At 71.5% G+C, this 26,182-nt stretch carries 38 protein-coding genes; 30 read left to right on the plus strand and 8 right to left on the minus strand.

The annotated features are described in order from the left end of the window. Positions 1 to 279 precede the first annotated feature (279 nt). The 3 genes from ABD973_RS29120 to ABD973_RS29130 all read left to right on the plus strand — a co-directional run bounded on the left by ABD973_RS29120 (position 280) and on the right by ABD973_RS29130 (position 4,306). A complete protein-coding gene (locus tag ABD973_RS29120) occupies positions 280 to 1,785 on the plus strand; it encodes an FUSC family protein (RefSeq protein ID WP_125820227.1) in 1,506 nt (501 codons plus the stop codon). Positions 1,786 to 2,042: 257 nt separating this feature from the next. After that, on the plus strand, positions 2,043 to 3,182 hold the full coding sequence (locus ABD973_RS29125; protein WP_345502984.1) for a nitric oxide synthase oxygenase: 1,140 nt from the start codon (positions 2,043 to 2,045) through the stop codon (positions 3,180 to 3,182). A 56-nt stretch (positions 3,183 to 3,238) separates the two neighbouring features. Continuing rightward, positions 3,239 to 4,306, plus strand: a complete 1,068-nt coding sequence (locus ABD973_RS29130; RefSeq protein ID WP_125820225.1) for a lactonase family protein — start codon at positions 3,239 to 3,241, stop codon at positions 4,304 to 4,306. A gap of 85 nt (positions 4,307 to 4,391) precedes the next feature. Here ABD973_RS29130 and ABD973_RS29135 read toward each other — a convergent pair whose 3' ends face one another. The 3 genes from ABD973_RS29135 to ABD973_RS29145 all read right to left on the minus strand — a co-directional run bounded on the left by ABD973_RS29135 (position 4,392) and on the right by ABD973_RS29145 (position 7,247). Next, on the minus strand, positions 4,392 to 5,312 hold the full coding sequence (locus ABD973_RS29135; protein ID WP_125820224.1) for a sirohydrochlorin chelatase family protein: 921 nt from the start codon (positions 5,310 to 5,312) through the stop codon (positions 4,392 to 4,394). A 110-nt stretch (positions 5,313 to 5,422) separates the two neighbouring features. Further along, the gene (locus tag ABD973_RS29140) at positions 5,423 to 6,109 is read right to left on the minus strand and encodes a uracil-DNA glycosylase (protein ID WP_125597231.1); all 687 of its coding nucleotides are present in this window, start codon (positions 6,107 to 6,109) and stop codon (positions 5,423 to 5,425) included. A 49-nt stretch (positions 6,110 to 6,158) separates the two neighbouring features. Continuing rightward, complete coding sequence (locus ABD973_RS29145) at positions 6,159 to 7,247, minus strand: WD40/YVTN/BNR-like repeat-containing protein (RefSeq protein ID WP_125597234.1); 1,089 nt, start codon at positions 7,245 to 7,247, stop codon at positions 6,159 to 6,161. A 217-nt stretch (positions 7,248 to 7,464) separates the two neighbouring features. On the opposite strand from ABD973_RS29145, the gene ABD973_RS29150 reads away from it, so the two are divergent. Then, positions 7,465 to 8,565 (plus strand): NADH:flavin oxidoreductase/NADH oxidase, encoded by a 1,101-nt coding sequence (locus ABD973_RS29150; protein ID WP_125820223.1) that lies wholly within the window; start codon positions 7,465 to 7,467, stop codon positions 8,563 to 8,565. A 112-nt stretch (positions 8,566 to 8,677) separates the two neighbouring features. Next, positions 8,678 to 9,061 (plus strand): ArsR/SmtB family transcription factor, encoded by a 384-nt coding sequence (locus ABD973_RS29155; RefSeq protein WP_125820222.1) that lies wholly within the window; start codon positions 8,678 to 8,680, stop codon positions 9,059 to 9,061. Here ABD973_RS29155 and ABD973_RS29160 read toward each other — a convergent pair. Together ABD973_RS29160 and ABD973_RS29165 are read right to left on the minus strand one after the other, a co-directional pair. Then, positions 9,058 to 10,422, minus strand: a complete 1,365-nt coding sequence (locus ABD973_RS29160; RefSeq protein ID WP_345502990.1) for an FAD-dependent oxidoreductase — start codon at positions 10,420 to 10,422, stop codon at positions 9,058 to 9,060. The genes ABD973_RS29155 and ABD973_RS29160 overlap by 4 nt on opposite strands. A 52-nt stretch (positions 10,423 to 10,474) precedes the next feature. Next, complete coding sequence (locus ABD973_RS29165; protein WP_125820220.1) at positions 10,475 to 11,131, minus strand: DUF305 domain-containing protein; 657 nt, start codon at positions 11,129 to 11,131, stop codon at positions 10,475 to 10,477. A 76-nt stretch (positions 11,132 to 11,207) separates the two neighbouring features. Here ABD973_RS29165 and ABD973_RS29170 point away from each other — a divergent pair, with 76 nt between their 5' ends. Continuing rightward, a complete protein-coding gene (locus tag ABD973_RS29170) occupies positions 11,208 to 12,695 on the plus strand; it encodes an LVIVD repeat-containing protein (protein WP_125820219.1) in 1,488 nt (495 codons plus the stop codon). A gap of 6 nt (positions 12,696 to 12,701) precedes the next feature. Here ABD973_RS29170 and ABD973_RS29175 read toward each other — a convergent pair whose 3' ends face one another. The 3 genes from ABD973_RS29175 to ABD973_RS29185 all read right to left on the minus strand — a co-directional run bounded on the left by ABD973_RS29175 (position 12,702) and on the right by ABD973_RS29185 (position 15,607). Next, positions 12,702 to 13,334 carry a TetR/AcrR family transcriptional regulator gene (locus ABD973_RS29175; RefSeq protein ID WP_125597252.1) on the minus strand — a complete coding sequence of 211 codons (633 nt, stop codon included), beginning with the start codon at positions 13,332 to 13,334 and terminating at the stop codon, positions 12,702 to 12,704. A gap of 105 nt (positions 13,335 to 13,439) precedes the next feature. Beyond that, a complete protein-coding gene (locus tag ABD973_RS29180) occupies positions 13,440 to 14,765 on the minus strand; it encodes a tyrosine-type recombinase/integrase (protein ID WP_345502994.1) in 1,326 nt (441 codons plus the stop codon). Positions 14,766 to 15,127: 362 nt separating this feature from the next. Continuing rightward, positions 15,128 to 15,607 carry a helix-turn-helix domain-containing protein gene (locus ABD973_RS29185; protein WP_345502996.1) on the minus strand — a complete coding sequence of 160 codons (480 nt, stop codon included), beginning with the start codon at positions 15,605 to 15,607 and terminating at the stop codon, positions 15,128 to 15,130. A 202-nt stretch (positions 15,608 to 15,809) separates the two neighbouring features. Between ABD973_RS29185 and ABD973_RS29190 the strand changes: the two genes are divergently transcribed. From ABD973_RS29190 to ABD973_RS29305, 24 genes are all read left to right on the plus strand, one after another. Next, positions 15,810 to 16,025: a helix-turn-helix domain-containing protein gene (locus ABD973_RS29190; protein WP_345502998.1), complete on the plus strand. Its 216-nt coding sequence runs from the start codon at positions 15,810 to 15,812 to the stop codon at positions 16,023 to 16,025. Further along, a complete protein-coding gene (locus tag ABD973_RS29195) occupies positions 16,012 to 16,311 on the plus strand; it encodes a hypothetical protein (protein ID WP_345503000.1) in 300 nt (99 codons plus the stop codon). Before ABD973_RS29190 ends, ABD973_RS29195 begins: the two co-directional genes overlap by 14 nt. Positions 16,312 to 16,412: 101 nt before the next feature. Further along, positions 16,413 to 16,700: a hypothetical protein gene (locus tag ABD973_RS29200; RefSeq protein WP_345503002.1), complete on the plus strand. Its 288-nt coding sequence runs from the start codon at positions 16,413 to 16,415 to the stop codon at positions 16,698 to 16,700. Further along, a complete protein-coding gene (locus ABD973_RS29205; RefSeq protein WP_345503004.1) occupies positions 16,697 to 17,203 on the plus strand; it encodes a hypothetical protein in 507 nt (168 codons plus the stop codon). The genes ABD973_RS29200 and ABD973_RS29205 overlap by 4 nt, the downstream gene beginning before the upstream one ends. Further along, on the plus strand, positions 17,200 to 17,400 hold the full coding sequence (locus ABD973_RS29210) for a hypothetical protein (RefSeq protein WP_345503006.1): 201 nt from the start codon (positions 17,200 to 17,202) through the stop codon (positions 17,398 to 17,400). The genes ABD973_RS29205 and ABD973_RS29210 overlap by 4 nt, the downstream gene beginning before the upstream one ends. Beyond that, positions 17,397 to 17,969 (plus strand): hypothetical protein, encoded by a 573-nt coding sequence (locus ABD973_RS29215; RefSeq protein WP_345503008.1) that lies wholly within the window; start codon positions 17,397 to 17,399, stop codon positions 17,967 to 17,969. Before ABD973_RS29210 ends, ABD973_RS29215 begins: the two co-directional genes overlap by 4 nt. After that, positions 17,966 to 18,133, plus strand: coding sequence for a hypothetical protein (locus ABD973_RS29220; protein WP_345503010.1), 168 nt, complete (start codon positions 17,966 to 17,968; stop codon positions 18,131 to 18,133). Before ABD973_RS29215 ends, ABD973_RS29220 begins: the two co-directional genes overlap by 4 nt. Then, on the plus strand, positions 18,130 to 18,429 hold the full coding sequence (locus tag ABD973_RS29225; RefSeq protein ID WP_345503012.1) for a hypothetical protein: 300 nt from the start codon (positions 18,130 to 18,132) through the stop codon (positions 18,427 to 18,429). Before ABD973_RS29220 ends, ABD973_RS29225 begins: the two co-directional genes overlap by 4 nt. Beyond that, the gene (locus ABD973_RS29230; protein WP_345503014.1) at positions 18,426 to 18,809 is read left to right on the plus strand and encodes a hypothetical protein; all 384 of its coding nucleotides are present in this window, start codon (positions 18,426 to 18,428) and stop codon (positions 18,807 to 18,809) included. The genes ABD973_RS29225 and ABD973_RS29230 overlap by 4 nt, the downstream gene beginning before the upstream one ends. Before the next feature lie 61 nt (positions 18,810 to 18,870). Then, a complete protein-coding gene (locus tag ABD973_RS29235; RefSeq protein ID WP_345503016.1) occupies positions 18,871 to 19,392 on the plus strand; it encodes a hypothetical protein in 522 nt (173 codons plus the stop codon). Between the two features lie 103 nt (positions 19,393 to 19,495). Further along, the gene (locus ABD973_RS29240) at positions 19,496 to 19,732 is read left to right on the plus strand and encodes a hypothetical protein (RefSeq protein ID WP_345503018.1); all 237 of its coding nucleotides are present in this window, start codon (positions 19,496 to 19,498) and stop codon (positions 19,730 to 19,732) included. After that, entirely contained in the window at positions 19,729 to 20,586 is an 858-nt protein-coding gene (locus ABD973_RS29245) for a YqaJ viral recombinase family nuclease (RefSeq protein WP_345503020.1), read from the plus strand. Before ABD973_RS29240 ends, ABD973_RS29245 begins: the two co-directional genes overlap by 4 nt. Positions 20,587 to 20,594: 8 nt before the next feature. Beyond that, entirely contained in the window at positions 20,595 to 21,554 is a 960-nt protein-coding gene (locus ABD973_RS29250; protein ID WP_345503022.1) for an AAA family ATPase, read from the plus strand. A 70-nt stretch (positions 21,555 to 21,624) separates the two neighbouring features. Continuing rightward, a complete protein-coding gene (locus tag ABD973_RS29255) occupies positions 21,625 to 21,987 on the plus strand; it encodes a hypothetical protein (protein WP_345503024.1) in 363 nt (120 codons plus the stop codon). Next, positions 21,984 to 22,238, plus strand: a complete 255-nt coding sequence (locus ABD973_RS29260) for a hypothetical protein (protein ID WP_345503026.1) — start codon at positions 21,984 to 21,986, stop codon at positions 22,236 to 22,238. Before ABD973_RS29255 ends, ABD973_RS29260 begins: the two co-directional genes overlap by 4 nt. Next, positions 22,235 to 23,029, plus strand: a complete 795-nt coding sequence (locus tag ABD973_RS29265; protein ID WP_345503028.1) for a hypothetical protein — start codon at positions 22,235 to 22,237, stop codon at positions 23,027 to 23,029. The genes ABD973_RS29260 and ABD973_RS29265 overlap by 4 nt, the downstream gene beginning before the upstream one ends. Next, entirely contained in the window at positions 23,026 to 23,298 is a 273-nt protein-coding gene (locus ABD973_RS29270) for a WhiB family transcriptional regulator (RefSeq protein WP_345503030.1), read from the plus strand. The genes ABD973_RS29265 and ABD973_RS29270 overlap by 4 nt, the downstream gene beginning before the upstream one ends. A 34-nt stretch (positions 23,299 to 23,332) precedes the next feature. Continuing rightward, positions 23,333 to 24,184 (plus strand): hypothetical protein, encoded by an 852-nt coding sequence (locus ABD973_RS29275; protein ID WP_345503032.1) that lies wholly within the window; start codon positions 23,333 to 23,335, stop codon positions 24,182 to 24,184. Further along, a complete protein-coding gene (locus ABD973_RS29280; protein ID WP_345503034.1) occupies positions 24,184 to 24,966 on the plus strand; it encodes an ATP-binding protein in 783 nt (260 codons plus the stop codon). The genes ABD973_RS29275 and ABD973_RS29280 overlap by 1 nt, the downstream gene beginning before the upstream one ends. Then, complete coding sequence (locus tag ABD973_RS29285; RefSeq protein ID WP_345503036.1) at positions 24,963 to 25,292, plus strand: hypothetical protein; 330 nt, start codon at positions 24,963 to 24,965, stop codon at positions 25,290 to 25,292. Before ABD973_RS29280 ends, ABD973_RS29285 begins: the two co-directional genes overlap by 4 nt. Then, the gene (locus tag ABD973_RS29290) at positions 25,289 to 25,474 is read left to right on the plus strand and encodes a zinc finger domain-containing protein (protein WP_345503038.1); all 186 of its coding nucleotides are present in this window, start codon (positions 25,289 to 25,291) and stop codon (positions 25,472 to 25,474) included. The genes ABD973_RS29285 and ABD973_RS29290 overlap by 4 nt, the downstream gene beginning before the upstream one ends. Further along, the gene (locus ABD973_RS29295; RefSeq protein WP_345503039.1) at positions 25,471 to 25,764 is read left to right on the plus strand and encodes a hypothetical protein; all 294 of its coding nucleotides are present in this window, start codon (positions 25,471 to 25,473) and stop codon (positions 25,762 to 25,764) included. The genes ABD973_RS29290 and ABD973_RS29295 overlap by 4 nt, the downstream gene beginning before the upstream one ends. Then, the gene (locus ABD973_RS29300) at positions 25,761 to 25,955 is read left to right on the plus strand and encodes a hypothetical protein (protein WP_345503040.1); all 195 of its coding nucleotides are present in this window, start codon (positions 25,761 to 25,763) and stop codon (positions 25,953 to 25,955) included. The genes ABD973_RS29295 and ABD973_RS29300 overlap by 4 nt, the downstream gene beginning before the upstream one ends. Further along, complete coding sequence (locus ABD973_RS29305) at positions 25,952 to 26,143, plus strand: hypothetical protein (RefSeq protein WP_345503041.1); 192 nt, start codon at positions 25,952 to 25,954, stop codon at positions 26,141 to 26,143. The genes ABD973_RS29300 and ABD973_RS29305 overlap by 4 nt, the downstream gene beginning before the upstream one ends. The last annotated feature ends 39 nt before the right edge of the window (positions 26,144 to 26,182 follow it).

The raw sequence follows: 26,182 nt of genomic DNA on the forward strand, positions 1-26,182 counted from the left end.
GTCGGTCCGGCCGTGGACCGCCCGGTCCGTTGGCCTCACGGTGGCCGGAAGAAGCGCTCCGGAACTGTGCCAACGGTCCAACGTGACGGACGTCGCTTGAGCCAATGCCCCTGCGGATGCTTATCTGTGTCATATCCATGTACTTTCGGCGCCGCGCAGCGCCGGACGGCAACGAGGCCGGTCCGGAGCGCGGTGCCTTCGCCGTGCCCGTGCGCCGCCCACCACCCCCGGGCGGATCCGGGCCGGCGCGCTTGACTCCGAGGGGGGCGGCACACCGCCATGAAGAGGATGTTCGTGGCTCCGGATCCGGGGCGCACCAGACTGCGGAACTCGCTCCGTGCGGTGATCGGCACCGGCGCGGCCGTCGCCGTCGCCGAACTGGCGGGGCTCTCGCTCACCGCCTCCATCACCGGCGGGCTCGCGGCGCTGCTCGCGCTGTTCACCGTCCTCGACGCGGACGTCCGCGCCCAGCGGGTGACCACCGCCCTGCTGCCGGCCACCGGCTTCCCCGTCCTGGTGCTGGCCACCGGACTGCACGGGATGCCGGCCGCCCGCGACGCGGCCTTCCTCGCCGTCGTCTTCGCCGGGGTCTACGCACGCCGCTGGGGGCCGCGCGGCCACGCCCTCGGCATCTTCGGTTTCATGATGTTCTTCGTCACCCAGTTCCTGCACGCCCGGCCCGCCCAGCTGCCCGAGCTGTTCGCCGCCGTCGCCCTGGCGCTCGTATCGGCCGGGGCCGTGCGGTTCGTGCTCTGGCCCATCGAGCGCCGCACGCCCCCCGCCGCGCCGCCGCCGCCGCTGCCCGGCACCGGCCTGGCCCGGCCCACCACCCGCCAGGCCTTCCAGGCCACCGCCGCCTGCGCCTTCGCCCTCGCCGTCGGACAGGTGCTGTCCGAGGACCGCTGGTACTGGGCCGTCGGCACCGCCTGGTGGATCTTCGTGAACACCGCCTCGCGCGGCGAGACCCTGGTCCGCGGCTTCCGCCGGGTCCTGGGCACCGTCGTCGGCATCGCCGCCGGCCTGCTGATCGCCGTACCGCTGCACGGCGCGCCCGCGCCGACCGCCGCCCTCGTGGCCGTCTGCGTCTTCGGCATCTTCTACACGGCGGCGCCCTCGTACTCCTGGATGATGTTCTTCGTCACCGTCATGGCCGGGCTGCTCTACGGCCTCCTCGGCGTGCTCCACCCCGGACTGCTGCTGCTGCGCTTCGAGGAGACCGCCGTCGGCGCCCTCGGTGCGGCCCTCGCCGTGGTGCTGATCCTCCCCGTGACCACCCACGGCGCCAACGACGCCTGGATCCAGCGCGCCCTGCACTGCGTACGGGCCGCCACCGCGGCCTCCCTGGACCGCCTGGCCGGGGACCCCGCGGCCGACCCCGCCCCGCACGCCGCCGAGCTGGAACTCCTGCTGGTCCGCGCCCGCGTCGCCCTCGCGCCGCTCGTCCACCCGCTGAGCCCGCTGCGCGCACGCAAGGCCCGCGCCCGGCAGGTCATGGCGCTGCTCGACGACTGCGCCCGCGAGGTGCGCGGGCTCGTGGCGGTCGCCGCCGACCCGCAGGCCTCCCACGACGCCCGGCTCGCCGCCGCCTGCTGGCGCGTGGAGGCGGCCGTCGAGGCCCTCACCGCCCCCGAGGGGTCCCCGGAGCCCGCCGCACCGCGCGCCGCGGCCCGGGAGTCCGGCACCGAACCGGCCCTGGCCCATCTGCACGGGCTGGAAGAGGCGCTGGTCGCCCTGGCCACCCCGCTGCGCACGGACCCGCGCGCCCCGCTGGTCATCACCGCCTGAACCGCCAGGACCGCCTGGCTGCCCGGACCGCCCAGCCGGCCTGGCCGCCCCCCTCCCCAACTATCCGTAATGCGGCGGATGATAGGCCCGCGGAGCGCCTCGCCGCAGGCCGTTGCGCCCACATCACCCGGAGGGGTGTTCCGGGCGCTCCATCCCCGCCGGGCTGACCTGCGCCGTGTACAACGGGTGATTGTTCACTGCACATTCATCCGGCACGTACAGGGTGGATCTGGCCGGACAGGGGGTAACCGCCCGGAATGGAAATTCTGCAGAAGCACTCGAGCGCCGCTCAGGTGTGGGAGGAAGCCGAGGAGTTCATCCGGCTCTTCCACCGGGAGAATCCGCAGGCCGGTGATCCGCGCGCCCGGCTCGCCGCCGTACGGGCCGAGCTCGCGGAGAGCGGCACCTACCGCCACACCCCGCAGGAGCTGGTCCACGGCGCCCGCGTCGCCTGGCGCAACAGCAACCGCTGCATAGGCAGGCTCTACTGGAACTCCCTGCGGGTCCGCGACCGGCGCGGGCTGACCGGGGCCGAGGACATCGCCGCCGAGTGCTTCGAGCACCTGCGCGAGGCGACCAACGGCGGCCGGGTCCGGCCCACCATCACGGTCTTCGCCCCCGACACCCCGGACCGCCCCGGTCCGCTGATCTGGAGCGAGCAGCTGGTGCGCTACGCCGGCTACGGGGACCACCACTCCATAACGGTCGGCGACGCCCGCAACGCGCCGCTCACCGAGGCCCTGCTAGCCCTGGGCTGGTCCGGCGGTGCCGGTACCCCCTTCGACCTCCTCCCGCTGGTCGTGCAGGGCGTCGACGACAAGCCCCGCTGGTTCGACACCCCCGCGGACGCCGTGCTGGAGGTCCCGATCCGGCACCCCGACGAGCGCGACGACTGGAGCGACTGGGGGCTGCGCTGGCACGCCGTGCCCGCCATCTCCAACATGTGCCTGGAGATCGGCGGCATCCACTACCCGGCCGCCCCGTTCAACGGCTGGTACATGGGCACCGAGATCGGCGCCCGCAACCTCGCCGACACCGACCGCTACAACCTCCTCCCGGCCGTCGCCCGCAGACTCGGCCTGGACACCTCCAGCGAGCGCTCGCTGTGGCGGGACCGGGCCCTGGTCGAGCTCAACCGCGCCGTGCTGGACTCCTTCGACCGGGCAGGCGTCACCATCGCCGACCACCACACCGAGTCCCGGCGGTTCCTCTCGCACCTGGAGCGCGAGGAGCGCAAGGGCCGCGAGGTGGGGGCGGACTGGTCGTGGATCGTCCCGCCGATCTCCGGCGCCGCCACGCCCGTCTTCCACCGGACCTACGAGGACCGGCCGAGCTCCACGGCGTACGTCCACCACCCCGGCGCCCAGGAACGGGCCAGGGGACGGGGCTTGGTCTAGACCTTCTGTTACCGTCGGCTCCGGAGACGGATCCGGGACGGCGGAAAGAGGCACCAGTGGGCGGCGCGCACAGTACGGACCAGGGCGGCGGACACCGGGCCTACATCGGCTCGTTCACCTCGGGGGGCGGCCGCGGTGTCACCACCGCGGCCGTGGATCCGGCCACCGGAGCGCTGACCCCGCTCTCCCGCGCGGACTCCCTGGCCGACCCCTCGTTCCTCACCGTCGACCGGAACTCCGGCGTGGTGTACGCGGTGAGCGAGACCGGCCGGGGAGCCGTCGGCGCCTTCCGCGCCACCGCCGCGGGGCTCTCCCCGCTGGGAGCCCCCGTACCCGTTGACGGCTCGGGACCCACCCACCTCAGCCTGGCCGGAGGCCGGCTGCTCACCGCCAACTACGGCTCCGGCAGCGTCAGCAGCCTGCCGCTCGCCCCCGACGGCAGCGTCGCCGGCCCGGCCGCGGTCCTCGCTCACACCGGCTCCGGCCCCGACGCCGAACGGCAGGCCGGCCCGCACGCCCACCAGGTGCTCCCCGATCCCACCGGTCGCTGGGTGCTCACCGTGGACCTCGGAGGCGACGCCGTACGCGTCCTCGCGCTCGACCCGGACACCGGAGCACCCCGGGAGCACGCGAAGGCCGTCCTGCGCGCCGGGACCGGGCCGCGCCACCTCGCCTTCCATCCGGCGGCCGAGCTGGTCTACGTACTCCACGAGCTGGAGCCGCAGCTGACCGTCTGCCGCTGGAACGCGGCCGAGGGGCTCCTGGAACCCGTCGGCGAGGTCCCCGTCGCCTCCGGGACCGCCCCGGGCGGCGCACGGGCCTACCCGTCGGCGGTCGCGGTCTCGCCCGACGGCCGCTTCCTGTGGGCCGCCGTCCGCGGGGCCGACACCCTGGTGACCTTCTCCCTGGCCGGCGGCCCCGAGGAGCCCCGGCACACCGGGACCACCGGATGCGGCGGCCACTGGCCGCGCGACCTGGCCGCCGACCCCTCGGGCCGCCGCCTCTACGCGGCCAACGAGCGCTCGGGGGACGTCACCTGGTTCGACGTGGATCCGCTGACCGGCCACCCGCGCCGGGCCGGATCCCTGGCCGTCCCCGCGGCCTCCTGCGTCGTCTTCGGCTAGGCCGTGCCCGCGGCGCCCACGGCACGGCGAAGGGCCCGCCCGGAACGGGTTCCGGGCGGGCCCTTCGTCACACGTGCGGGTGGTCCTACTGCGCGGCGGCGCCCAGCTGGAGGCCCAGGGCGGCGCTGTACGCCGCCACGGCCAGCTTGCCGAGCGCCGGGTAGGCCCCGAGCACTTCGGCGGCCGAGCAGTCGGCCTCCTTGCAGGCGGTGTCCAGCAGCCCCTCGGCCGCTTCCGGGCCGATCAGGTACGGGGCCAGCGCCAGCTGGGCCGAACCGGAACCGCGCAGCTCGGCGGCGACCGCCGCCACCGAGCCCTCCTGGTCCAGCGCGGCGGCGATCACGGGCACCGCGAGCCGGGCGGCCAGCAGCATGCCGGTGATCCCGGCCGCCTGGACGGCCTCCTCGCCGCCGGTGGTGGCCAGGATGATGCCGTCGGCGGCGGTGGCCACCGTGAAGAGCCGGGCCCGGTCGGCGCGGGCCAGGCCGGCCTCCGAGAGCCGGACGTGCAGGCCCTCGGCGAGCAGCGGGTGCGGGCCGAGCACGTCGGCCAGCTCGGCGGCGGCCGAGGAGTCCATCAGCGCCTGGCGCATGCGGCGCAGCAGGTCCCCGTCGGGACCGGCCAGCAGGGGCACGACCACGGCGTCGGGGCCGGTCGGCGCGGGCACCTCCAGACCGGCGGCGCGGGCGAACTCCGCGCGCGCGGTCCGCTCCTGCGCGACGGCGTTCAGGACGCCGGACAGCGAGGGGAACTCGCTCTCCTGGCCGTCCTCGCCCTCGAGGTAGCCGATCCGGGCGTCCAGCCCCGGCAGCTCGGAGCGGCCGATGCTGATGACCTCTTCGGCCAGCCCCCGCGAGGCGGCCGAGGGGACACCGGGCACGGCGAGCACCAGCGCGGGCGCGCCCTCGGGCGCCACCGCGGGCTCGGGCCGGCGGTGCCGTCCGGTCTGGCGGGGTCGCGGCATTCGTACGGGCAGGCCGTTTGCGGGCCCAGTGGGGGAGCTCATGGCGCCGCATGCTACTGGTTTATCGGAACCACGTGTTCGGGCAGGGCCCGCTCGAGCGGCATCTGTCCGTATTTATCCATTGAATGTCGTAGTTCAATGTCATATACGGTTCAACTGACGGTCGGCAGCCGCCAGTCGACGGGCTCCGCTCCCTGCCCGGCCAGCAGCTCGTTGGTCCGGCTGAACGGGCGGGATCCGAAGAAGCCGTTGCTCGCGGACATGGGCGAGGGGTGGACGGACTCCACGGCCGGCAGGTCCCCCAGCAGGGGCCGCAGGTTGCGGGCGTCGCGGCCCCACAGGATGGACACCAGCGGCTTCCCGCGCGCGGCCAGTGCCCGGATGGCCTGTTCGGTGACGGCCTCCCAGCCCTTGCCCCGGTGGCCGCCGGTCTTGCGGGGGGCGGTGGTGAGCGCCCGGTTCAGCAGGAGCACGCCCTGCCGGGTCCACGGCGTCAGGTCGCCGTTGAGCGGCTTGCCCGTGCCGATGTCGGCGTGCATCTCGCGGAAGATGTTGTCCAGGCTCGGCGGCCACGGGCTCACCTCGGGCGCGACCGAGAAGGACAGGCCCATGGCGTGCCCCGGTGTCGGGTAGGGGTCCTGCCCGACGATCAGTACCTTCACCTCGTCGAAGGGCTGCTGGAACGCGCGCAGCACGTTCGCCCCCGCCGGGACGTACGTCCTGCCCGCCGCGATCTCGGCGCGCAGGAAGTCGCCCATGGCGGCGATCTGCCCCGCCACCGGCTCCAGAGCACGGGCCCAGCCCGGCTCGACGATCTCGTTCAACGGTCGTGCTGCCATGGGTGATCACTCTACTGGCCCACACCGACAGCCGGTCCCGTCCGCGGCCTCAGGGCAGCACGGCCGCCCGTACGCAGAGCACGTCCGGCAGGTGGCCGGCGAGGAGCTGCCAGCTGTCGCCGTCGTCGTGGCTGGCGTACAGCTCGCCGTTGCGGTTGCCGAAGTAGACGCCCGCCGGGTCGGCGTCGTCGGTGCACAGGGCGTCGCGCAGGACGGTGCCGTAGTGGTCGCCGGCCGGCAGCCCCTTGGTGAGGGGTTCCCAGCTGGCGCCCGCGTCCCGGGTGCGGAAGACCCGGCAGCGGTGTTCCGCCGGGACCCGGTCGGAGTCGGCGTTCAGCGGGAAGACGTAGGCGGTGTCCGGGCGGTGCGGGTGGGCGGCCACCGCGAAGCCGAAGTCGGAGGGCAGGCCGGAGCCGATGTCGGTCCACGCGGCGCCCGCGTCGTCGCTGCGGTAGACCCCCCAGTGGTTCTGGAGGTAGAGCCGGGAGGGGTCCCCGGCGTCCTGCGCGATCTTGTGGACGCACTGGCCGAACTCCGGGTCCGGGTCCGGCAGGAACACGGCCGAGACCCCGCGGTTGGACGGTGCCCAGCTCGCCCCGCCGTCCCTGGTGCGGAACACCCCGGCGGTGGAGACCGCCACCGTCACGGCGTCCGCGTCCGCCGGGTCGGTGATCACCGTGTGCAGCCCCTCACCGCCGCCGCCCGGCACCCACTGTGAACGGGTCGGGTGCTCCCACAGCGGCCGGACCAGCTCGAAGGACTCGCCCCGGTCGGTGGAGCGGAAGAGCGCGGCCGGCTCCGTCCCGGCGTAGACCACGTCCGGGGCCTCCGGGCCGGCCGGGTGCAGCTGCCAGACCCGTTCCAGCGAGGCGCCGGTGTCCTTGGGGAACTTCACGGCGGGCGCGGCGGGCTCCCGCCAGGTCGCGCCCAGGTCGTCCGAGCTGAAGACGGACGGCCCCCAGTGCGAGCTGTCCCCGCCCGCCAGCAGCCGTGGCCGCGGCCCCCGGGTGTCGACGGCCACCGCCGAGACGGCCTGGGCGTTGAAGTGCGGTCCGTCGAACTCCCAGGGGTCCTCGCCCCGGCGGCGGCCGATGAAGAGGCCCTTGCGGGTCCCCGCGAGCAGTACCACGTCGGTCATGGCCGACACCTCCGGACGTCGTTGTCCCTCACGGCAGCTTCCGGCCAGTCTGCACCCGACCGCCGACGGCGGTCGGGCAGGCCGGGCCGCCGAAGACCCGTTCGACCCTTCGGCCTCGTTGTACGAGGGGGCTCGTACTACGGGAGTTTTCGTAGTACGGTGTTTCTCGTACTTAGCGCCGTCCCCGGTGCGCGTCCGGTCACGTCTGGAGAGCCCCATGAGTGCTGCACCCGCTGCCTTCGCCGCCCTGTTCCAGCCCTACACCCTGCGTTCGGTCACCATCCCGAACCGCGTCTGGATGGCCCCGATGTGCCAGTACAGCGCCGAGGCCTTCGGCCCGAACGCGGGCGTGGCCCTGGACTGGCACTTCGCGCACTACGCGGCCCGCGCCACCGGCGGCACCGGCCTGATCATCCAGGAGGCCACCGCCGTCGCGCCGGAAGGCCGCATCAGCCCCTACGACCTCGGCATCTGGAATGACACCCAGGTCGAGGCCCTCCGCCGGATCACCGCCTTCGTCAAGTCCCAGGGCTCCGTCCCCGGCATCCAGATCGCCCACGCCGGCCGCAAGGCCTCCACCGAGCGCACCTGGAAGGGCGGCCGCCCCGTCGGCCCCGAGGGCCACGGCTGGCAGCCGGTCGCCCCGAGCGCCGTACCGTTCGACGAGGGGTACCAGGTGCCCCACGAGCTCACCACCGAGGAGATCCACGAGATCACCGCCCGGTTCGCGGCCGCCGCGGGGCGCGCCCTCGACGCGGGCTACGAGGTCCTGGAGATCCACGGCGCCCACGGCTACCTCATCGGCGAGTTCCTCTCCCCGCACAGCAACCGGCGCACCGACGCGTACGGCGGCTCCTTCGAGAACCGCACCCGCCTCGCCCTCGAAGTCGTCGACGCCGTACGGGCGGTGTGGCCCGAGGAACTGCCCCTGTTCTTCCGGATCTCCGCCACCGACTGGCTGGAGGAGAACGGCTGGACCGCAGACGAGACCGTCCGGCTGGCCCGGCTGCTCCAGGAGCACGGCGTGGACCTCCTCGACGTCTCCACCGGCGGGCTCGCCCCGCACGTGAAGATCCCGCTCGGCCCCGGCTACCAGGTGCCCTTCGCCGCCCGGGTCAAGGCCGAGACCACACTCCCGGTCGCCGCCGTCGGCCTGATCACCGAGCCGGAGCACGCCGAGAAGATCATCGCCAACGGCGAGGCGGACGCCGTCCTGCTCGGCCGCGAGCTGCTGCGCGACCCGTACTGGGCCCGCCGCGCGGCCGCCGAGCTGGGCGCGGAGATCCCCACGCCGGACCAGTACCACCGCAGCTGGTGACCCGGTGCGGCGCCGCCGTGAGCGGCGCCGCACCCACCCCCTTCACGCGGCCTTCCTACGACGTTTCTCGTACGATGGGACCCGAAGCCGAGCCGAACGAGTGGAGCAGGACATGACGGAACGCGACACGGCCCGCGCCCTCGCCCACCCCGAGCCCGGCGAGATCCGGCTGGAGGGCGTCCTGCACGCCCTCTCCGACCCCATGCGGCTGTCCATCGTCCGCGAACTCGCCTCCACGGACGCCGAACTGGCCTGCTCCGACTTCGTCCTGCCGGTCACCAAGTCCACGACCACCCACCACTTCCGCGTCCTGCGCGAGAGCGGCGTCGTACGCCAGACCTACCGCGGCACGGCCAAGATGAACGGCCTGCGCCGCGAAGACCTCCAGACCCGCTTCCCGGGCCTCCTCGACAGCATCCTGACCGCCGCCACGGCCGACGAGGACCACCACCCCGCGGACGGCTCCGCCGGGGAAGCCCCCGCGGGTGGCTGCTAGGAGCCGGCCGGGCCCGCCGCCGTGCGCAGGCCGGTCCAGTCGGGGATCTTCACCGAGCGGCGGCCCAGGGAGCGGCCCAGGGCCTGCTCGGCCGCCTCGATGGACAGCCAGCCCGGCCACTCCACCGGGTGCAGGCCCGCCGCCCGCAGGGCGTCCAGCGGGTCCGCGGGCAGGTCGCGGCGGGCCAGCGCGCCCGCGTCCTGGAGCAGCGAGGACACCGTCTCCTTGGCGCACGGCCGGTTGGTGCCGATGACCCCCGTCGGCCCGCGCTTGATCCAGCCCGCCACGTACTCGCCCACCGAGGCCCGGCCCTCGCGCAGCACTCGGCCCGCCGCGTGCGGCACGGTCCCGGTCGCCGCGTCGAACGGCAGGCCGGGCAGCGGCACGCCCAGGTAGCCCACCGAGCGCAGCACCAGCTCGGCCTCGACGTCCTCGTACGCGCCCGTCCCGCTCACCCCGCCCCGCCCGTCCGGGGCCGTCCGCTCGAAGCGGAGCCCGCGGACCCGGCCGTCGGGCCCGCCCAGCACCTCCACCGGCCGCAGGTAGAACCGCAGCCGGATGTCCCGGGCCGCGGCCGCGCCGTCCGGGAGGGCCCCGGACCAGCCGCGCAGCACCTCCAGGTTGCGCCGGACCGCCGCGGGCAGCGCCGCCGCCGCGCCCTGGTCCTCGTACGCCGGGTCTAGGGCCAGCTCCGCGGGGTCCACCCGGGTGCCGACGCCGGGCAGCGTGCCCAGTTCGCGGAGCTCCTTGGTGGTGAACTTGGCCTGGGAGGGGCCGCGCCGGGCCACCATCGACACCGTGCGCACCCCGCTGGCGGCCAGCACGCCCAGCGCGGGCTGGGGCATGTCGGTCGGCTCCAGCTCGGGCACGCCCCGGGCCAGGATCCGCGTCACGTCCACGGCCACGTTGCCGGCGCCGACCACCACCGCCGAGCGGACCCCGCCCAGGTCGAAGGGGCCGGCGTCCGGGTGGCCGCTGTACCAGGACACGAAGGCCGTCGCGGAGTGCACCCCGGCCAGATCCTCGCCGGGGATGCCGAGCATCCGGTCGCGGGCGGCGCCCACGCAGTACACCACCGCGTGGTACAGCTCCAGCAGCCGGGCGGTCGGCAGGCCCGCGCCGCCGACCTCCACGTCGCCGAGGAAGCGGATCCGCTCGTCCTCCAGGACCGACCGCAGATTTCCGGTCAGCGATTTGATCTTCTCGTGGTCGGGGGCCACCCCGTACCGCACGAGGCCGTAGGGGGCCGGCAGCCGGTCCAGGACGTCGACCCGTACGCCCGGCACCTCCCGCTGCTGGACCAGCGTCTGGGCGGCGTAGACCCCGCTGGGGCCCGAACCGACGACGGCGACACGAAGCACGGCGGTACTCCTCCCGCAGGTGCTCCCAGGATGCCACCGGCCCCCGGACCCGTCAGCCCAACGCGCGCATCCGTTCGATCTCGGCGCTCTGGGTGGCCACGACCTCGTTCGCCATCTCCTCCACGGCGACGTTGTTGCCCTGGGCGAGGGCCTCCCCGGCCATCTTCAGCGCCCCCTGGTGGTGGGCGGTCATCAGCCGCAGGAACAGCCGGTCGAAGTCGGCCCCCTTGGCCGCGGCCAGCTCCGCCAGCTGCTGTCCGGTCGCCATGCCGGGCATCGCGGCGTGGTCGTGGCCGCCGGAGTCACCGCCCGGCGCCGGGTACCGGGAGAGCCACTTCTCCATGGCCCCGATCTCGGGCCCCTGCGCGGCCGCGATCCGCTCCGCGAGCCGTTTCACCCCGTCCGCCGAGGCCCGGTCGGGGGCCAGGGCGCTCATCGCGAGGGCTTGGCGGTGGTGTTCGGCCATGTGGCGCACGTAGGCGTGGTCGGCCGCGTTGGGGCTGTCGTCGGGGCGTTCCCTCGCGGCCTGTTCGGGGGTGAGGGTGCGGGCCGGGCCGCCCGGTTTCCCGGGGGCGACGACCACCGGCGAGCCGTCGCCCGCCGCCCGGGAGCCCGCGTCGTCGTCCTGGCATCCGGTGGCGGTCAGGAGGAGGCCGGCGGTCAGGGCCGCCCCCAGGAATCGGCCGAGTAATGCGTTTGCCATGTCCATGAAAAGCAAGATACTGCCGGGGTCCAGGTTCCGTTCCCAGGAGGAGCGAAACGTACGGGCCCCCACGGGAGGCACAGTGACCTCGCACCGCAGCGTCAGAGCGCGCCACCGGAGTCTGGGGGCGGCCCTGGCCGCCGCCGGACTCCTCGCCACGCTCCTGGCCACCGCCGGACCGGCGGCCGCCACCCCCGACCCGGGCGACCTGACCCCGGGCGCCGGATCCCCGCAGAGCGCCGCCCCCGCCCAGGGCCGCGAACTCGCCCCCGGGGAGATCCCCGGCAAGGACGAGATCGTGCACAGCGCCAACATCAAACCCCTGGCCAACATCCCCAGCGCCAACCCGGCCGGGATCAACTCCGACCTGGCGTTCCAGGGCGACTACGCCTACGCCGGCAACTACGACGGCTTCACCATCTACGACATCGCCAACCCCAAGGCGCCCAAGGTCCTCACCCGGGTCCTGTGCCCGGGCGGACAGAACGACATCTCCGTCTCCGGCGACCTGCTCTTCCTCTCCACCGACTCCTCCCGCAGCGACGACTCCTGCAACAGCGTCTCGCAGCCCGCGACGGAGAAGTCCTCGTGGGAGGGCATCAAGATCTTCGACATCAAGGACAAGAAGAACCCCAAGTACATCAAGTCCGTCGAGACCGCCTGCGGATCCCACACCCACACCCTGGTGCCCGGCGGCCGCGACATCTACCTCTACGTCTCCTCGTACTCGCCCAACGAGGCCTTCCCGGACTGCAAGCCGCCGCACGACGGCATCTCCGTGGTCAAGGTCCCGAAGAAGGCCCCGACCCAGGCCGCCGTCGTCGGCTTCCCGGTGCTCTTCCCGGACGGCGGCAACCCGGGCGCGCCGACCAACCCCGGCGTCTCCAAGACCACCGGCTGCCACGACATCACCGTGCTGCCGTCCAAGAACCTGGCCGCGGGTGCCTGCATGGGCGACGGCATCCTCTTCGACATCAGCAAGCCGGAGCAGCCGAAGGTCATCGACCGCGTCCAGGACAACGTCAACTTCGCGTTCTGGCACTCGGCGACCTTCAACGAGCGGGCGAACAAGGTGGTGTTCACCGACGAACTCGGCGGCGGTGGCGGCGCCACCTGCAACGAGGCCACCGGACCCAACCGGGGCGCCGACGGGATCTACGACATCACCGGCCGGGGCGACCAGCGCAAACTGGTCTTCAAGGGCTACTTCAAGATCCCGCGCCACCAGGCCGACACCGAGAACTGCGTCGCCCACAACGGCTCGCTGATCCCGGTCGGCGGCGGCCGCGACATCATGGTCCAGGCCTGGTACCAGGGCGGCGTCTCGGTCTGGGACTTCACCGACTCCGCGGCCCCCAAGGAGATCGGCTACTTCGAGCGCGGACCGCTCACCACCGACCAGCTGGGCCTCGGCGGCTCGTGGTCGGCGTACTACTACAACGGGCACATCTACTCGAACGACATCGTCAAGGGCCTCGACGTGCTGAGGCTCGACGACTGGCGCACCGAGAGCGCCAAGTGGGTGCGGCTGGACCGGCTCAACGTGCAGAGCCAGCCCGAGTACCACTGACGGCCCTCACCCCGCACGAGGGGGAAACGTTCCGCCGGGCGGCCCCCCGTCCGGCGGGACACCCAGCTCCCAGTCCAGTCCGTACCGCTGGAACAGCTCCGCCCGCAGCCGGGACGCGGGCATCGGCGCCCCCGGCAGCAGCACCGCGACCACCGCCCCCATCAGCAGCGCCCGCAGCAGCGGGTAGTCGGCGTCCACGTCCGCCGAGCCGTACGCCGCGACGGCCCCCCGCAGCAGCTCCGCCAGGCGCTGCTGCTCCGGACACCGGATGAACCCCTCCGCCTGGAGGATGCCCGCCATGTGCGTGCGCATCAGCCGGGGCTGGTCCCGGGCCAGCCCGAGGACCGCGTCGATCGCCCGGGCCAGCAGCTCCCGCCCGTCGTCCGAGCGGGGCTCGCGCTCCAGGGCCGCCTCCAGCGTCAGGTGCATCAGCCGGTGCACGGCGGACTGGAGCAGCTGGCGCTTGCCGGGGAAGTAGTACGAGACCAGGCCGCGCGCCGCGCCCGCCCGGTCGGCGATGTCGCCCAGCTTGGTCGCCTCGTACCCGCGCTCCGCCACCAGTTCGACCGTAGCCTGCAGCAGCCGCTCCCGGGAACGTCTGCGCAATTCTTCATTGACCGACGGGCTGCGCGGGACCATGCTTACTCCTGCGTTGACTGGCTCCGAGCCAATATACTCAGCGCGCGGGACCGTCTGCTCGGGGCGACGCGGGGGATCGCCCCGGGCAGGCATGCCTTCCGCAGGTCAGAGGCCTGATCGGTGCGCCTGGAGGAACTTCTGGGAGAATTTCGGGAGAGCGTCTCCGGGTTGCTCGGCCCTTTTCCGCCTGGGCCTCGGCGGCACCAGCTCACGTGAGTCCACGTTGACCCCAAGGGACCCCTCCCACAGCTCCTGCAGGTAGGCCGCGATGGCCTTCTCCATGACCAGCGTCGTGTGGGAGTAGGTCCCCTCCACGCCCGGCAGGACGTGCCGCATTCGCTCCTCCACCGCCACCCGCGGATGCCGTCCCTCATCGAGCCAGACCTTGTGGGAGTGCCTCAAGCCGTGCGGGACGATGTTCTCCACGCCAGCGACGCCCGGGAAGTCCGGCAGCCGCGACCGTCGCCCCAGCCGGTCGTGCACTACGGGCCGGCCGTCTACGAACACCCGCCATTCGTCGCTGTAGAAGCTCGCGTTCGGAACCAGCTTGCCTCCCCGGGCGGCTGTGAACACCCAGGGGGATGAGTGGGAGTCAAGGAGCTCCCGCAACAGCTCTGCGTGAAACGGCGCCAGGATGATGCTCCCGGACGACCCGTACTTGGGTGGCACCTGGGACTGCTTGCCACCGACGTACTGATGCTGCTCCTGGACGAGGAGGCGGGCTCCCGAGCCGTGGTCATCCAGAAGCAGGTGTTCCCGGCGAAGGCCAGCCGCCTCGGAGATCCGAAGGGCGGCGTAGGCGATCGTGATGACCAGCGCGTAGCCCGGCAGGCCGCGCATGGTGCGGGCGTTCTCGGCGATCAGACGCGCCTGACGTGGCGTGGCAAGGACGGTGGTGTCCTCCTTGCGCTTGCCCTCGTACTTCCCGCGCCGCTGCGCCTTGCGCGTCGGAACCGGGTTGGAGCCAATCAGTCTCGAAGTGACGGCGTCGTCCAGCATTAGCCGGAAGACCGACACGATCGACTTGACGTAGGCCGGCGCGTAGCGGGTGCGTAGGTCCTTCTCCCACGTGTTGAACGCGACGGTCGTGATGTCCGCGAGCGCGGCATGCTCCCACTCCGGAAGAATCACCGACCGCAGCCGCTGCCGGTAGGTCTTGTCGCTGCGGTTCGCGACGTCCATGGAGTTGATCCATGTGTCAGCCCAGTCGCCCACGTGGATGCGCCCGGATCGCGGGTTGACAAACGTCTTCCTGTCTACGTCGGTCTCGAGGCCGCTCGCGTACTTCTTCGCAGAGGCCTTGGTGAAGAACGGCTGCCCCAGTTCGTCCTTCGTTACGGACCCGTAAGTGCCGTTGGGCAACTTGTACCGCCCGCGGTACCGGTACTTGCCGGCGGCTTTGTCCCAGCCGCGCTTCTCGGCGAAGGCCATGATCACCTCATTGCTGTGCGGCGCTGCCTGGCGGCTCATGCCATCCCAACAGGCAGTGCTGTCCGGGTTGATGACTACCTACAGGGCGTCGGCGATGGCCGCGCAGAGTCTGGCGAGACCTGCTTCGCCGAGCTCGGCCGCCAAGGCGTCGACGATGTAGAGAACTGTGCAGGCTGGGGTTCTCGTCACCCAAATCTGCACATCAAGCGGCATGACGGACACGCGCTGAACCTGGACCGGCATTGGTCCCCCAACCATTCGAGCGTGGCCCCCTCGACGGTGTAACGCCATGAAAGCACATGGCTACCGGTGTTGTGAGGGGTTCGTGGGGGATTAGTGAGGTGTTTGTTGGGTACCGGGGGCTACTGCTTGCCGCTTTGGTCGCCGCGCAGCTGAGCCTCGGTCCGCTCCCAAGCCTTCAGGGCTCGCTCGATCTCCTCGGGCGTTGCATTTTGCTTGCCCTTGACCACCACGATCATGCGCGCGCCTGAATCGTCCTCAAGGTCAAGGATCTTCGTGTCCAGCAGTGGGCCGTCGCCTAGCGCCTGGACGATGCGGAGGGGGAGTCCAGCGGCGGCCGCACCTTCCGTAGCGATCGGAGCGCCGTCGGCCGGCCCAGCCGCCCCGGTGAGGATTGCGAGACCGGTCCCGGCGGCCCATCCCAGCGCCTGCTCAACCTTGGCGAGGGAGGGCGGGGTGCGGCGGCGGGTGGCGCCTGACTCGAGGTTCTGCACGGTTGATTCGCTGACTCCAGCGGCCTCGGCGAGCGCGACCTGAGTCAGCCCCATGGCATCGCGTGCCGCCTCGATGGCGCGCGCAAGCTGCTCCCAATCCCTGCTCATGGGGTCATCATGCCTCACGCCTAGGCAACACGCACCCATCGTTCACCGGATTTGACCAGTAACGATCGACGTATGGGGGCGCATTTTTGTTGCCTTTTGAAGTGCAGGGGGCGCGCGTTTCGGGGCTGCTGCACTAGTGGCACCCAATGAACACCCAACGAAGCGCTTGCCAACACCCAAGCAATGGGTCTAGGTTTTGGGTGTGACACCGAACGGAGCCGCAATCAGGGCCTTCCGCAGGAAGAGCGGTATGTCCCTGCGCCGGCTTGCTCACCTCATCGACCGCGACCCCGGATATCTCTCCCACGTGGAGCGAGATCTGCAGGGCGCGGGAGTCGAGACCCTCAGGCGCATAGCCGAGGAACTCGACGTGCCCATGAACGCCATCACAAGGGAGAAGCCCCGTGACCAGGACTGACCTGGCCCCGCCGAGCGTCGACTCGGCCCTGATCGAGCGGCTGACGGCCGCCGTGGAGTCCCTCGTCCGTGCGGCGAGCCCCGTTTCGGACCTCCGCTGCTACACGCCGGCCGAGGCCGGAGCGCTGCTCGGCAAGACGGAGAACTGGGTGATCGAGGCGATCCACGCCCGGCGGATCCCCTTCACCTACGTCGGCAAGTCGCCGCGACTGACCGCCGATCACATCAGGTCGGTGCAGTCCGCTGGCGAAGTGCTGCCGAACAAGTACACGCTTCGCGCCGCCTAAGACGGCAGACGGCCCCACCGCCGGCATCTCACCTCCGGCAGCAGGGCCTACCGCAATCCCACCTCCACCGCACCAGTCCGTGCGGAGAGAGCGAGATCCCGATGTCCAACATCATGCCCGATCGGGTCGCCGACCTGATCCCCTCCCAGCGCCCGAAGCCGGCGCCCGCCGAGGCCCCGCTGGCCGTGAGTCGCCTCTCGGCAAAGCAGCGCCCTCTCGCCCAGATCGAGGCTGCGGCCGAGCTCGACAGCATCGAGTCACGACTCAAGGGGCGCGACTGCCCGAGCCTGGCCGACCCGGCCCGCGAAACGCTGCTGGCCCGCTGGTCGGCGGCCGACAAGGCCCTGTCCGGCGTGGCGCTGCGCCAGGCAACGGAGGTGCTGTCATGAGCGCCCGTGAGCGGCTGCTGGCCGAGCTGGCGAACCCGACCGAGTGGGTCAGCCTCGCGGCCGGAGCTGACGAGGAGCACTCCCTCCAGCTGCTCGACGACTACCGCACCGAGGAGCTGCAGAAGGCCGCCGACTGGCTGATGTCGCAGGGCCACACGATCGCTGCCCGCGCCCTCGACAGCTACATCACGGCCGCGGCCGACGCGATGGCCGAGGGCACCCGCCGCGCCGTCGCCTGGAACACGGCGAACCCGATCGGCACCCCGGTGACGGCCTACCCCGGCACCCGTGACGACGAGGGGCTCGAGACCCGGACCCGCAGCCTGGCCTGGAACCTGGGTCACGGCGAGCCGGTGGTGCAGGTCGAGGGCTACCCGGGCGGAATCCCCCTGGGTCACGTCGACGTGATCGAGGAGCCGTGGCTTCCGAACGGCGGCCACGAGGACTCCTGCGGCTACGTCGGCGGCATCACCCGGCGCTGCACCTGCGGAGGTGCCCGATGAGCGCCCCGACGCCCGAGATCGCCCGCCTGGACGGCGACCTGCAGATGCTCGCCCTGAAGCGTGCCGCCGACGAGCGGATGCGCCTCATGACGGTGGCCGCCCACCAGTACGACGTGGACCACCTGGACCTCGACTCGCAGGCCACGCTCCCCGGCTCGTACCCCGTCAGCTACCTGCGCCTCGGAGGTGCGTCATGAAGTGTGGCGAGACCAACCCGGACGAGACCTACCAGGAGTGCCAGCGCGAGCTCTGCCACTCCGGTGACCACGAGTACTACAGCTACCGCTGGCCGCGTCCGAAGCCGGCCATGCCGGACCCGGACGTCGAGGACTTCCTCCTCGAAGCCGAGCAGGCTATGGAGCGGCACAAGGTATGGGACCTGCACGAGCGCGAGTTCAACATCGCGTTCGAGGTGACGACCACCTACCTGGTGAGGGTCTCGGCGGAGACCGAGGACGACGCGCTCAAGCAGTTCGCGGACTACTGCGAGTTCCCCGACTTCGCCAGGGAGACGGCTACGGACTGCTCGGTCGAGGTCCGGAGGCCCACCGAGTGGGAGCGCCGCGACCACGAGTGCAACGAGGAGCTGGGTCCGAGGATCGCCTGCCCCGGATGCGGGCGGCTGTCCATGCATCCCCGCTGGGTCCACGACCCGTACAAGAAGTGCCACGGACCGATCCAGTGGCGGCAGGGCTACAGCGGGCGGCCGTTCCGGGAGTACGTGGAGGCGCCGGTCTACGCAGCCCCGAAGGCGGTGGCGTCATGAGCGCGAAGGTGTCTGACTGGCTCCTCGAACAGATCCAGGTCGAGCTTGACGCCAACGACGGCGGCGAGGTCCCGAACGAGCTGACGGTGGTGAGGTCGTACTGCACGATGCGCCGGCTGCTCGAGGCTGTCGTCGCCGGCGCGGACCTGGAGCGTGCCGCGTGAACACGAAGGCCATCGGTGCTGCTGCCGAGGTGATCTGCCGGGCGATGACGCGGTCGAAGAACGGCGTGGTGCCCGCGACGATCGCGGTCGCCCTGGAGGCGAACGGGTTGCTGGCCGGTCCGGAGGCTACCGCCGAGACGGCCATGCTGCGGGCGACGATCGAGGAACTCCAGGTCCAGCTGGAGATCTGCGAACGGCACAACGCCGACCTGGACGAGCGTCTCGCCGAGCGAGACCACCAACTCGACACCCTCCTCCAGGGCGCCGGCTTCGACGAGAGGGCGGTACCGGAGTGAGCCTCCTCGGCATAGCCCGCCCCTCGGGCCGGCACCGGGTCCTCGACCGGCTGCTCCAGCTGGAGCACCTGCTGGCCCGGGAGCGAGCGGCAACGGGCGAACTCCGGCGCCGCCTCGTCGAGGCCACGGAAGCGAGGGACGCGGCGAACGCGAAGGCCAGCCGACTCGGAGACGCAGTCATCCGGGAGGCCGAGGCCACGCAGCGAGCCACCGCCCTCGAGGCCGAGGTGACTGCGCTCCGGTCCCAGCTCGCCAACCACCGCAAGACCGGCACCCTGGCCGCCCACCCGGCGGTCGCGGAGACGCAGCCGATTCCGGTCCTGCCGCTCCACCTCTCGCCGCTCGCCGGCACCAGCCCGACGCACATCCCGGGCGCCTGATCCCGTCGGGGCCGCCGTGCACCGGCCGGCCGCCCCGACGCACCAACCCATAGGAGCCACCGTGAACACCCTCACGCACACGCTCGCCGACGGCACCACCGTCACCGCCACCGAACCCGCCCCCGGCCTCCGCGTCTACCCGGTCGACCCGAACAAGGGCAGCTACGACTACACCTGGGCCGTCGGCCACCACTCCGGGCGTCTCCTCGTCGCCTGCGACGCCCAGGACGAAGCCGAGGCGACCGCTCGCGAGATCGCCGACTTCACCGACTGGACCCGAACCGCCGAGGAACTGCGCGGTGACAAGACGCTGGACCGGCACGCCCTCAGGAATCTCATCAACCACCGCACCTACGGCGTGTTCCAGTACGGGTCGGAGCTTCCGGCGCCGATCAGGACCAGCTTCACCGACGAAGACATCGTCCGGATGGCCGAAGGCCACGAGAGCGACGACACGGACGGCCTCGCGATCATCTCCGACATGGCGATCACCGAGCCGTTCATGTACTTCGACACCTCGACGTTCAACGACGCGTTCGGCGAGGTCATGCGTCGGATCCACCCCGAGCGCTACGCCGCCTGATCTGGCGGCCGTCGAGGGCTCTCTCCGGCCGCACCCACCACCCACCTCAGGGCCCTGCACTGCCAGGGCCCTACCCCGCCACACCCTGAACCAGGAGAAGACCGTGATCCCTCCGCAGACCGCGCAGCACGTCCTGCACTTCTTCGGACGCGCCGGCGGCACAGAGCCCGGCAGCTTCACCAGCCACCTCATCGCCGCGATCTCGGCCGCCGACCTCGCCAACTTCGACCGCCTCGCCGGGCTGTACCCCGAGTACGCCACCGCGGTCCAGGTCGCCAAGCACGACCAGGACGGCATCACCAAGCTCCAGATGATCGCGGTGGGGCGGGAAGCCGCGTGATCACCACCCCAACCGGCGTGCTCCTCGGGACATTCACCCCGGGCACCACAGAGTGGGACGCGGCCCGCAGCGGGCTCTGCATCACCGCCACCGAGATCGCCGCAGTCATGGGCGTCTCACCCTGGTCCGACCAGTTCACTCTCTGGCACAAGAAGAGCGGCCTGCGCACCACACCCTTCGTCGTCACTCCGCAGGTCGAGTGGGGCAGCCGCCTGGAGCCCGCCGTCGGCGCCAAATTCCAGGACGAGCACCCCGAGCTGAGCCTCGCCACCACCGGAACCTGGTGCCACCGGGACCGGTCGTGGCAGCGAGCCACCCCCGACCTGCTCGGCCGCGAGGAGCTCGTCGAAATCAAGACCAGCCCCGTCGCCCACGAGTGGGACCAGGGTGTGCCCATCCACTACTACTGCCAGATCCAGTGGCAACTGGACACGCTCGGCCTGCCGGTCTGCCACGTAGCGGTCCTGATCTCCGGCCACGACTACCGCGAGTACACCGTCGAGTACGACGAAGCCGACGCCGCCACCATGAGGACCGCAGCCGAGCAGTTCCTCGACGACGTCCGCCACGGCCGGCGCCCCGAGATCGGCAACTCCCAGGCCACCTACGACACGATCCGCGTCCAGCCCAACCGCTACGACGAGATCGACGTCGAGATCCCCTGCGAGATCGCCGCCCGCTACGAGATCTGCCGCGCCACCCGCGCCGATGCCGATGCCGAGTACACCGCGGCGAAGTCGTTCCTCCTCGACGCGCTCGGCAACGGCCGCAACGCCGTCCACCTCGGCCGACGGATCGCCTACCGAACCGCCCGCGAGGACGGCACCACCATCGCCCTCCAGCCCGCCCGATAGGAGCACACATGTCCCGCCTTCAGGGCGCCAGCAACCGCTCCATGCCCGACAAGTACGACGACGGCTTCGACTTCGTCCCGGCCACCAAGGACGGCCACAAGGCCCGGCTGTCCCTGCAGGGCCCCTCCGGCTCCGGCAAGACGTGGACCGGCCTGCAGATCGCCGCTGGACTCTCTGAGGGGCGCGAGTTCGGCGTCATCGACACCGAGCGCCGAGCGGCCTCCCTGTACATCGACGACCTCGGCATCCCGTTCAAGACCCTCGCGATGCACCGCTACAACCCGCGCGACCTGCGGAAGGCGCTCGCTGCCGCAGCCCACAGGGGATTTCCCGTCGTGATGGTCGACTCCCTGTCCCACTTCTGGCACGGCGCCGACGGCACCCTCGACCAGGTCGACCGCGCCGCCAGCAAGTACGGCGGCAACAAGTTCGCCGGCTGGAAGGACGGCGGCGAGCTGCAGAACGAGATGATCGAGGCGCTCATGGCCTACCCCGGTCACGTCGTCGTCACCATGCGGTCCTCGAAGAAGTGGGTGCTCGAGGAGAACGAGCGCGGTCAGAAGGCGCCCGTCGACAAGGGCATGAAGGCGCAGCAGCGCGACGGGATCGAGTTCGAGTTCGGTGTCGCCGCAGAGATGGACCGCGAGAACAACCTCTGGTTCATCAAGACCCGCTGCCCCGCCTTCCAGGGCGCGCGGATGAAGAAGCCTCACGGGGCTCGCGACATCGCCAAGCCCTACCTCGACTGGCTCCGCGCCGGCGCCAAGGAAGTCGACAGCTCGGCCTGGATCGACAGGGCCAGCGCCGACGACGCCACCCCGGACAGCCTCCTCGCCCTGTACCGCGAGGTCGAAGCCGCCAGCGCGCTCGCCACCCCGCTGATGCACCCGGAGTCCGGCCAGCCGACCAGCCTCGGCGACTACATCCGGGCCCGCGGCACCGCCCTCAAGGCCGGTGGCCAGCAGTAGCAGCACCCGGGCGGGCCGCGGGGAATGCGGCCCGCCCACCCCAGGACAGCAGATTCGGAAGGACACCGCCATGACCCGTCGCCTCACCGTCGCCGAGCGCCACGCCTCCGCCGAGAAGGGCCTCCTCCTCGAGGAGATAGCCAACCAGTCCAGCTGGGACCGGTTCCTCGTCGAGCAGGCCGTCCTCGCCGCCCTCCGCGCCTACGGAACCTGCACCGCCAACGACATCCGCGACCTCCTCCCCGAACTGGCCCACGGCTTCCTCGGAGCCGCCATCAACGCCATGCAGAAGGGCGGACTCATCCAGCACACCGGCCAGGTCGTCCCCTCCACGCTCGAGAGCACGCACGGCCATCGGATCGCGGTCTGGCAGTTCACCGACAAGGGGATCGCCGTCGCCACCCGCAGTGCCGCTGCCCGGAGGGCCGCATGAACCCGGACACGGCCTGGCTCTGCCTCGTCCTCGCCGCGTGTCTTCTCTTCGCCTGGGCCTGGTACGGAGCCACCCGCGACAAACGCCGCTGGCAGCGCAGCACCCGAACCCCGAGCCAGGTCGCCCGAGACCTCGCCGCAGCCAAGGCCGCACGAACCCGCGCCGAACGCCAGATCTTCGACCAGATCATCGCCGCCGAGTTCCCGGCCGGCATCCCCCACCAGACCCGCCGGACGGAGGAAGACCAGTGACCACCACTCTCGCTGTGCGTGCAGCGCGCAACCGCCGCCAGAACTACCGCAGGGCACTCAGGGCACGCGGCGAATGGAACCCCTTCATCGACGCCGACATCGTCCGCGAGCACATCACGAACCTCCGCAGCCAGGGTGTCACCCTCCATCGGATCTGCGAACTGTCCGACACCCCTCGAGGCGACCTGACACACCTCCTCTACGGCAGCAGCGGATACCCGCCGGCCCGCAAGATGAGGACAGAGATCGCCGAACGGATCCTGGCCGTCCAGCCCACGTGGGACAACATCCCCGACCGCGCCCTCATGCCGTCGACAGCCGCGGTCCGCCGACTGCAGGCGCTCGTCGCCGTCGGCTGGCCCCCGCCGTATCTCGCGGCCGAGCTGGGCAAGTACCTCACCTACCTGAACCGTCTCCTCCGTGAGGTGAACCCCCGGATCACCGGCCAGGGGAACCGGGCCATCGCATCCCTCTACGGCCGCCTCTGGAACAAGGATCCCCTCGACCACGGCGTAGACCGGCAGGCCAAGTCTCGGGCTCAGTCCCGCGCCCGCCGCCACGGCTGGGCACTGCCTGCCGCATGGGACGACGACCGGATCAGCGACCCAAAGGCCCAGCCCGACCACGGCCAGCAGACCCCCCGCTACATCGCGCTCGCCGAGGACTGCGCCGAGCTCGAACGCCTCGGACACACCCGGGAGCAGATCGCCGCGCGGCTGGGTGTAACCCGCGACGGACTCCAGCGCGCCCTCTCCTTGTACCGCAAGGCGGGACTTGGGGAGGCGGCGTGAGCATCCGGACCCGCTCCTGGGAGGCCGAAGCGCCCTGCCGTGAGATCGGCCCGGACATCTTCCACCCGGTCGGCCGCGGCCGTGAGCTGACGGAAGCGATCACCGCCGCGAAGGCCATCTGCGGCAGCTGCCCCTTCCAGCCGGCCTGCCTGGCTGACGCCCTCGACTGGGAGGGCACCGCAGACCAGTACTCCCGCGACGGCATCTGGGGCGGACTCACCGGCCCCGAACGCGCCGCACTCGCCACCCAGCCCGCCGCCGCGGCCTAAGACCCCACCCGCACCAGCCAGAGAGAAGACGCCCGTGGGAATCCGCCTGATCGTCGAGGTGCTCGCCAGCGCACCGATGGTGCTCACGCACCGCGAGAAGCTGCTCCTCGTCGCCCTGGCGGAGGACGCGAGCGACGACACCCGCGTCACCTGGAACAGCGTCGAGCACCCCAAGTTCCGGACCGGCGCCAAGCTCAGCAGCCGCGCCCAGCTGTACGCGGTCATCAAGACGCTGGTCGCGAAGGGCGTTCTGACCCGTGCGGCTGCAGGTCAGAAGAACGCCGTCGCGAAGTACAAGCTGGCCCCTCTCGAGCCCGCTCAGTGTCAGGGATTTGCTGACACTGAGACCGGCTCTCAGCGTCCCGGAATCCCTGACACTGACGCCGCTCAGGGTCCCGGAACTCCTGACACTGAGGAAAAGGGTCAGTGTCAGGAAAACGCTGACACTGAGACGTCTCAGTGTCAGGAAATCCGGGACGTCAGTGTCAGGAAATCCGGGACCCCTACTCCTCTCTCCCCTCAAGAGGAGGAAGAAGAAGCTTCCTCCTCCCCGGTCGGCGAGCACCTCGAAGCCTTCGGCGCCTTCTGGGCGAACTACCCGAAGAAGCTCGACCGCGAGACGGCCATGACCGAGTGGCTCGCCGCGATGCGCGCCGGCGTGGACCCGGCCCTCATCGTCAAGGCCGCCCAGGGATACGCCCGATCCGTCGTCGGTGAGACCAACCCGCGCTGGATCGCCTACCCGGCCAACTGGCTCGCCAAGAAGCGCTACCACGACGAATACCCCGAGCCCCCCGCTGGCCGCCCCCATCTGCGCGCCGTCTCCGGCGGCTGGACGCCCTTCCAGAACCCCGACAACCACGACGTCTACGACGAGGACCTGTAATGACCGACGCCTGGACCCCACCCAGCAAGCGCAACCCCCTCCGCGCCGACCTCGCCGGCCTCGGAATCCCCGAAGGCCAGTACCGGCTCCCCAGCCCCGACGCCTACCTCGACGCCGGCGGAAGCCGCGACGGTGCCGCACGCATCGACGCCCACTTCCACAACGAGATCCCCCTCACCGACCTCCAGCCCGCCGAGATCGCCTTCCTCCGCACCTACTTCAACCGCCAGATCGAAGAACAGCTCGCCAAGACCCTGGCCCACTTCAACGCCGCCGTACCCCGCCGCTACGCCAAGGTCGAACCCGACGACACCGCCCACATCTGGGCCAAGGCAGTTGCCGCAGACGCCGACGACGTCCAGTCCCTGCTGATCGTCGGCCCCACCGGCACCGGCAAGACCCACTACGCCTACGCCGTCCTCAAGGCCGTCGCCGAGACCGGCCGCGGCCTCAGCTGGGCCGCCCTCACCGCAGCGGACCTCTACGCGAGCCTCCGCCCCCGCCCCAACGGCGACAGCGAAGCCGAGTTCACCCGGCTCGCCAACATCGACGTCCTGTTCCTCGACGACCTTGGCGCGGCCAAGGTCACCGAGTGGACCGAGGAAGTCACCTACCGGCTTATCAACCGCCGGTACGAGCAGTGCAAGCCCAGCCTCTTCACCAGCAACGTCCCGCCCGCCCAGCTTCGCGACGCCCTCGGTGAGCGCATCTCGTCCCGCCTCGTCGAAATGTGCGAGCGGGTCGTCCTCAAGGGCCACGACCGCCGGCGGGGTGCCGCATGAGCGAAGACCTGGCCCGCGAAGACGTCGCCGCCATGCGGAAGGACGGCGACCTCACCGCGTACATCAAGCACCACATGGCCGCGGCCCGCCTTGAGAACGCCCGCCGCCGCGGCCTGGTCCTCCGCTACCCCGACCTCGCCGCCCGTTTGACCGAGAGGCCGTTCAGGTTCCCGAAGCCCGAGTTCTGGACGGGATTCGTTCCGCCGGCCCACTGGGGCCAATCGATCAACACGGACCCGACCCGGCGTGTCCTCCTCGAGCTGATTGCCGAGGCCGAGCGTCGACAAGCAGCTCCCAGCCACACCCCCCTCGAGGAGGCCGCGTGACCTTCACCCACCGGCGGGCGGAACAGCTCCGAGCCGAAGCCGCCCACGCCCAGCAGACCGCCGTCTGCCCCACCTGCCAAGTCGCCCCCGGCACCCCCTGCCACGACAACGGCATCCAACGCCCCGACAACAGCCCCGTACACGCCCGCCGCTACGAAGAAGCCACGGAGACCGCCGCATGACTGCCGAGATCCCCGAAGCCCTCGCCAACTACATGATCAAGCGAGACCAGGACCACGCCGACCGGATCGCGGCCGTCTGGTCCGAGTTCACCGAACGGGAACAGGGCCTGATCAAGGACGCCGCCGTCATGGGCTACGTCCAGGGAATGAGGCAGGCCCGCGCCGGAGGGGACTGGCCCGGCGACTGGGTGGCCGTCCCGACCGTGATCGGCGCCTGCCTCGCCCACGCCCAGCTGTACCCGACTATCACCGGCTGGACACCGCCCGAAGACGACGAGGCCGACCGGTGAGCCTTCCGACCGCCGCCGAGCGTGCAGCTCAGATCCAAGCCGACCTCGCCGCCGCCCTCCTGCGCCCCCGTCGGCCCCGCTGGACCACCGCCGAGAAGGCCCGCCACTACGCCGACCTCGAGGCCGCCCTCAACGGCACCGAATGGCAGCAGCCCATCCCCGCCCGACCCACCCGAAAGGCCAACCGATGACCGCCACCCAGCCCACCCCGACCGCGCGTCGGACCAGCGGCAGCCCGGACGAACTCGACCACCTCTACTGCTGCGACCCGGACATCGCCCTCTGCGGCACCGACATCAGCGACCACGAAGACAACGGTGCCGACGGCAGCTGCATCGTCTGCCTCGACCTCGAGGACAACCCCTGCGACTGCGCCTGACCTGCACCGCAGCGACAACAACCGCCTAAGCAACCGGAG

This window comes from Streptomyces racemochromogenes, assembly GCF_039535215.1.
In the GTDB taxonomy this organism is placed as follows: Bacteria; Actinomycetota; Actinomycetes; order Streptomycetales; family Streptomycetaceae; genus Streptomyces; species Streptomyces racemochromogenes.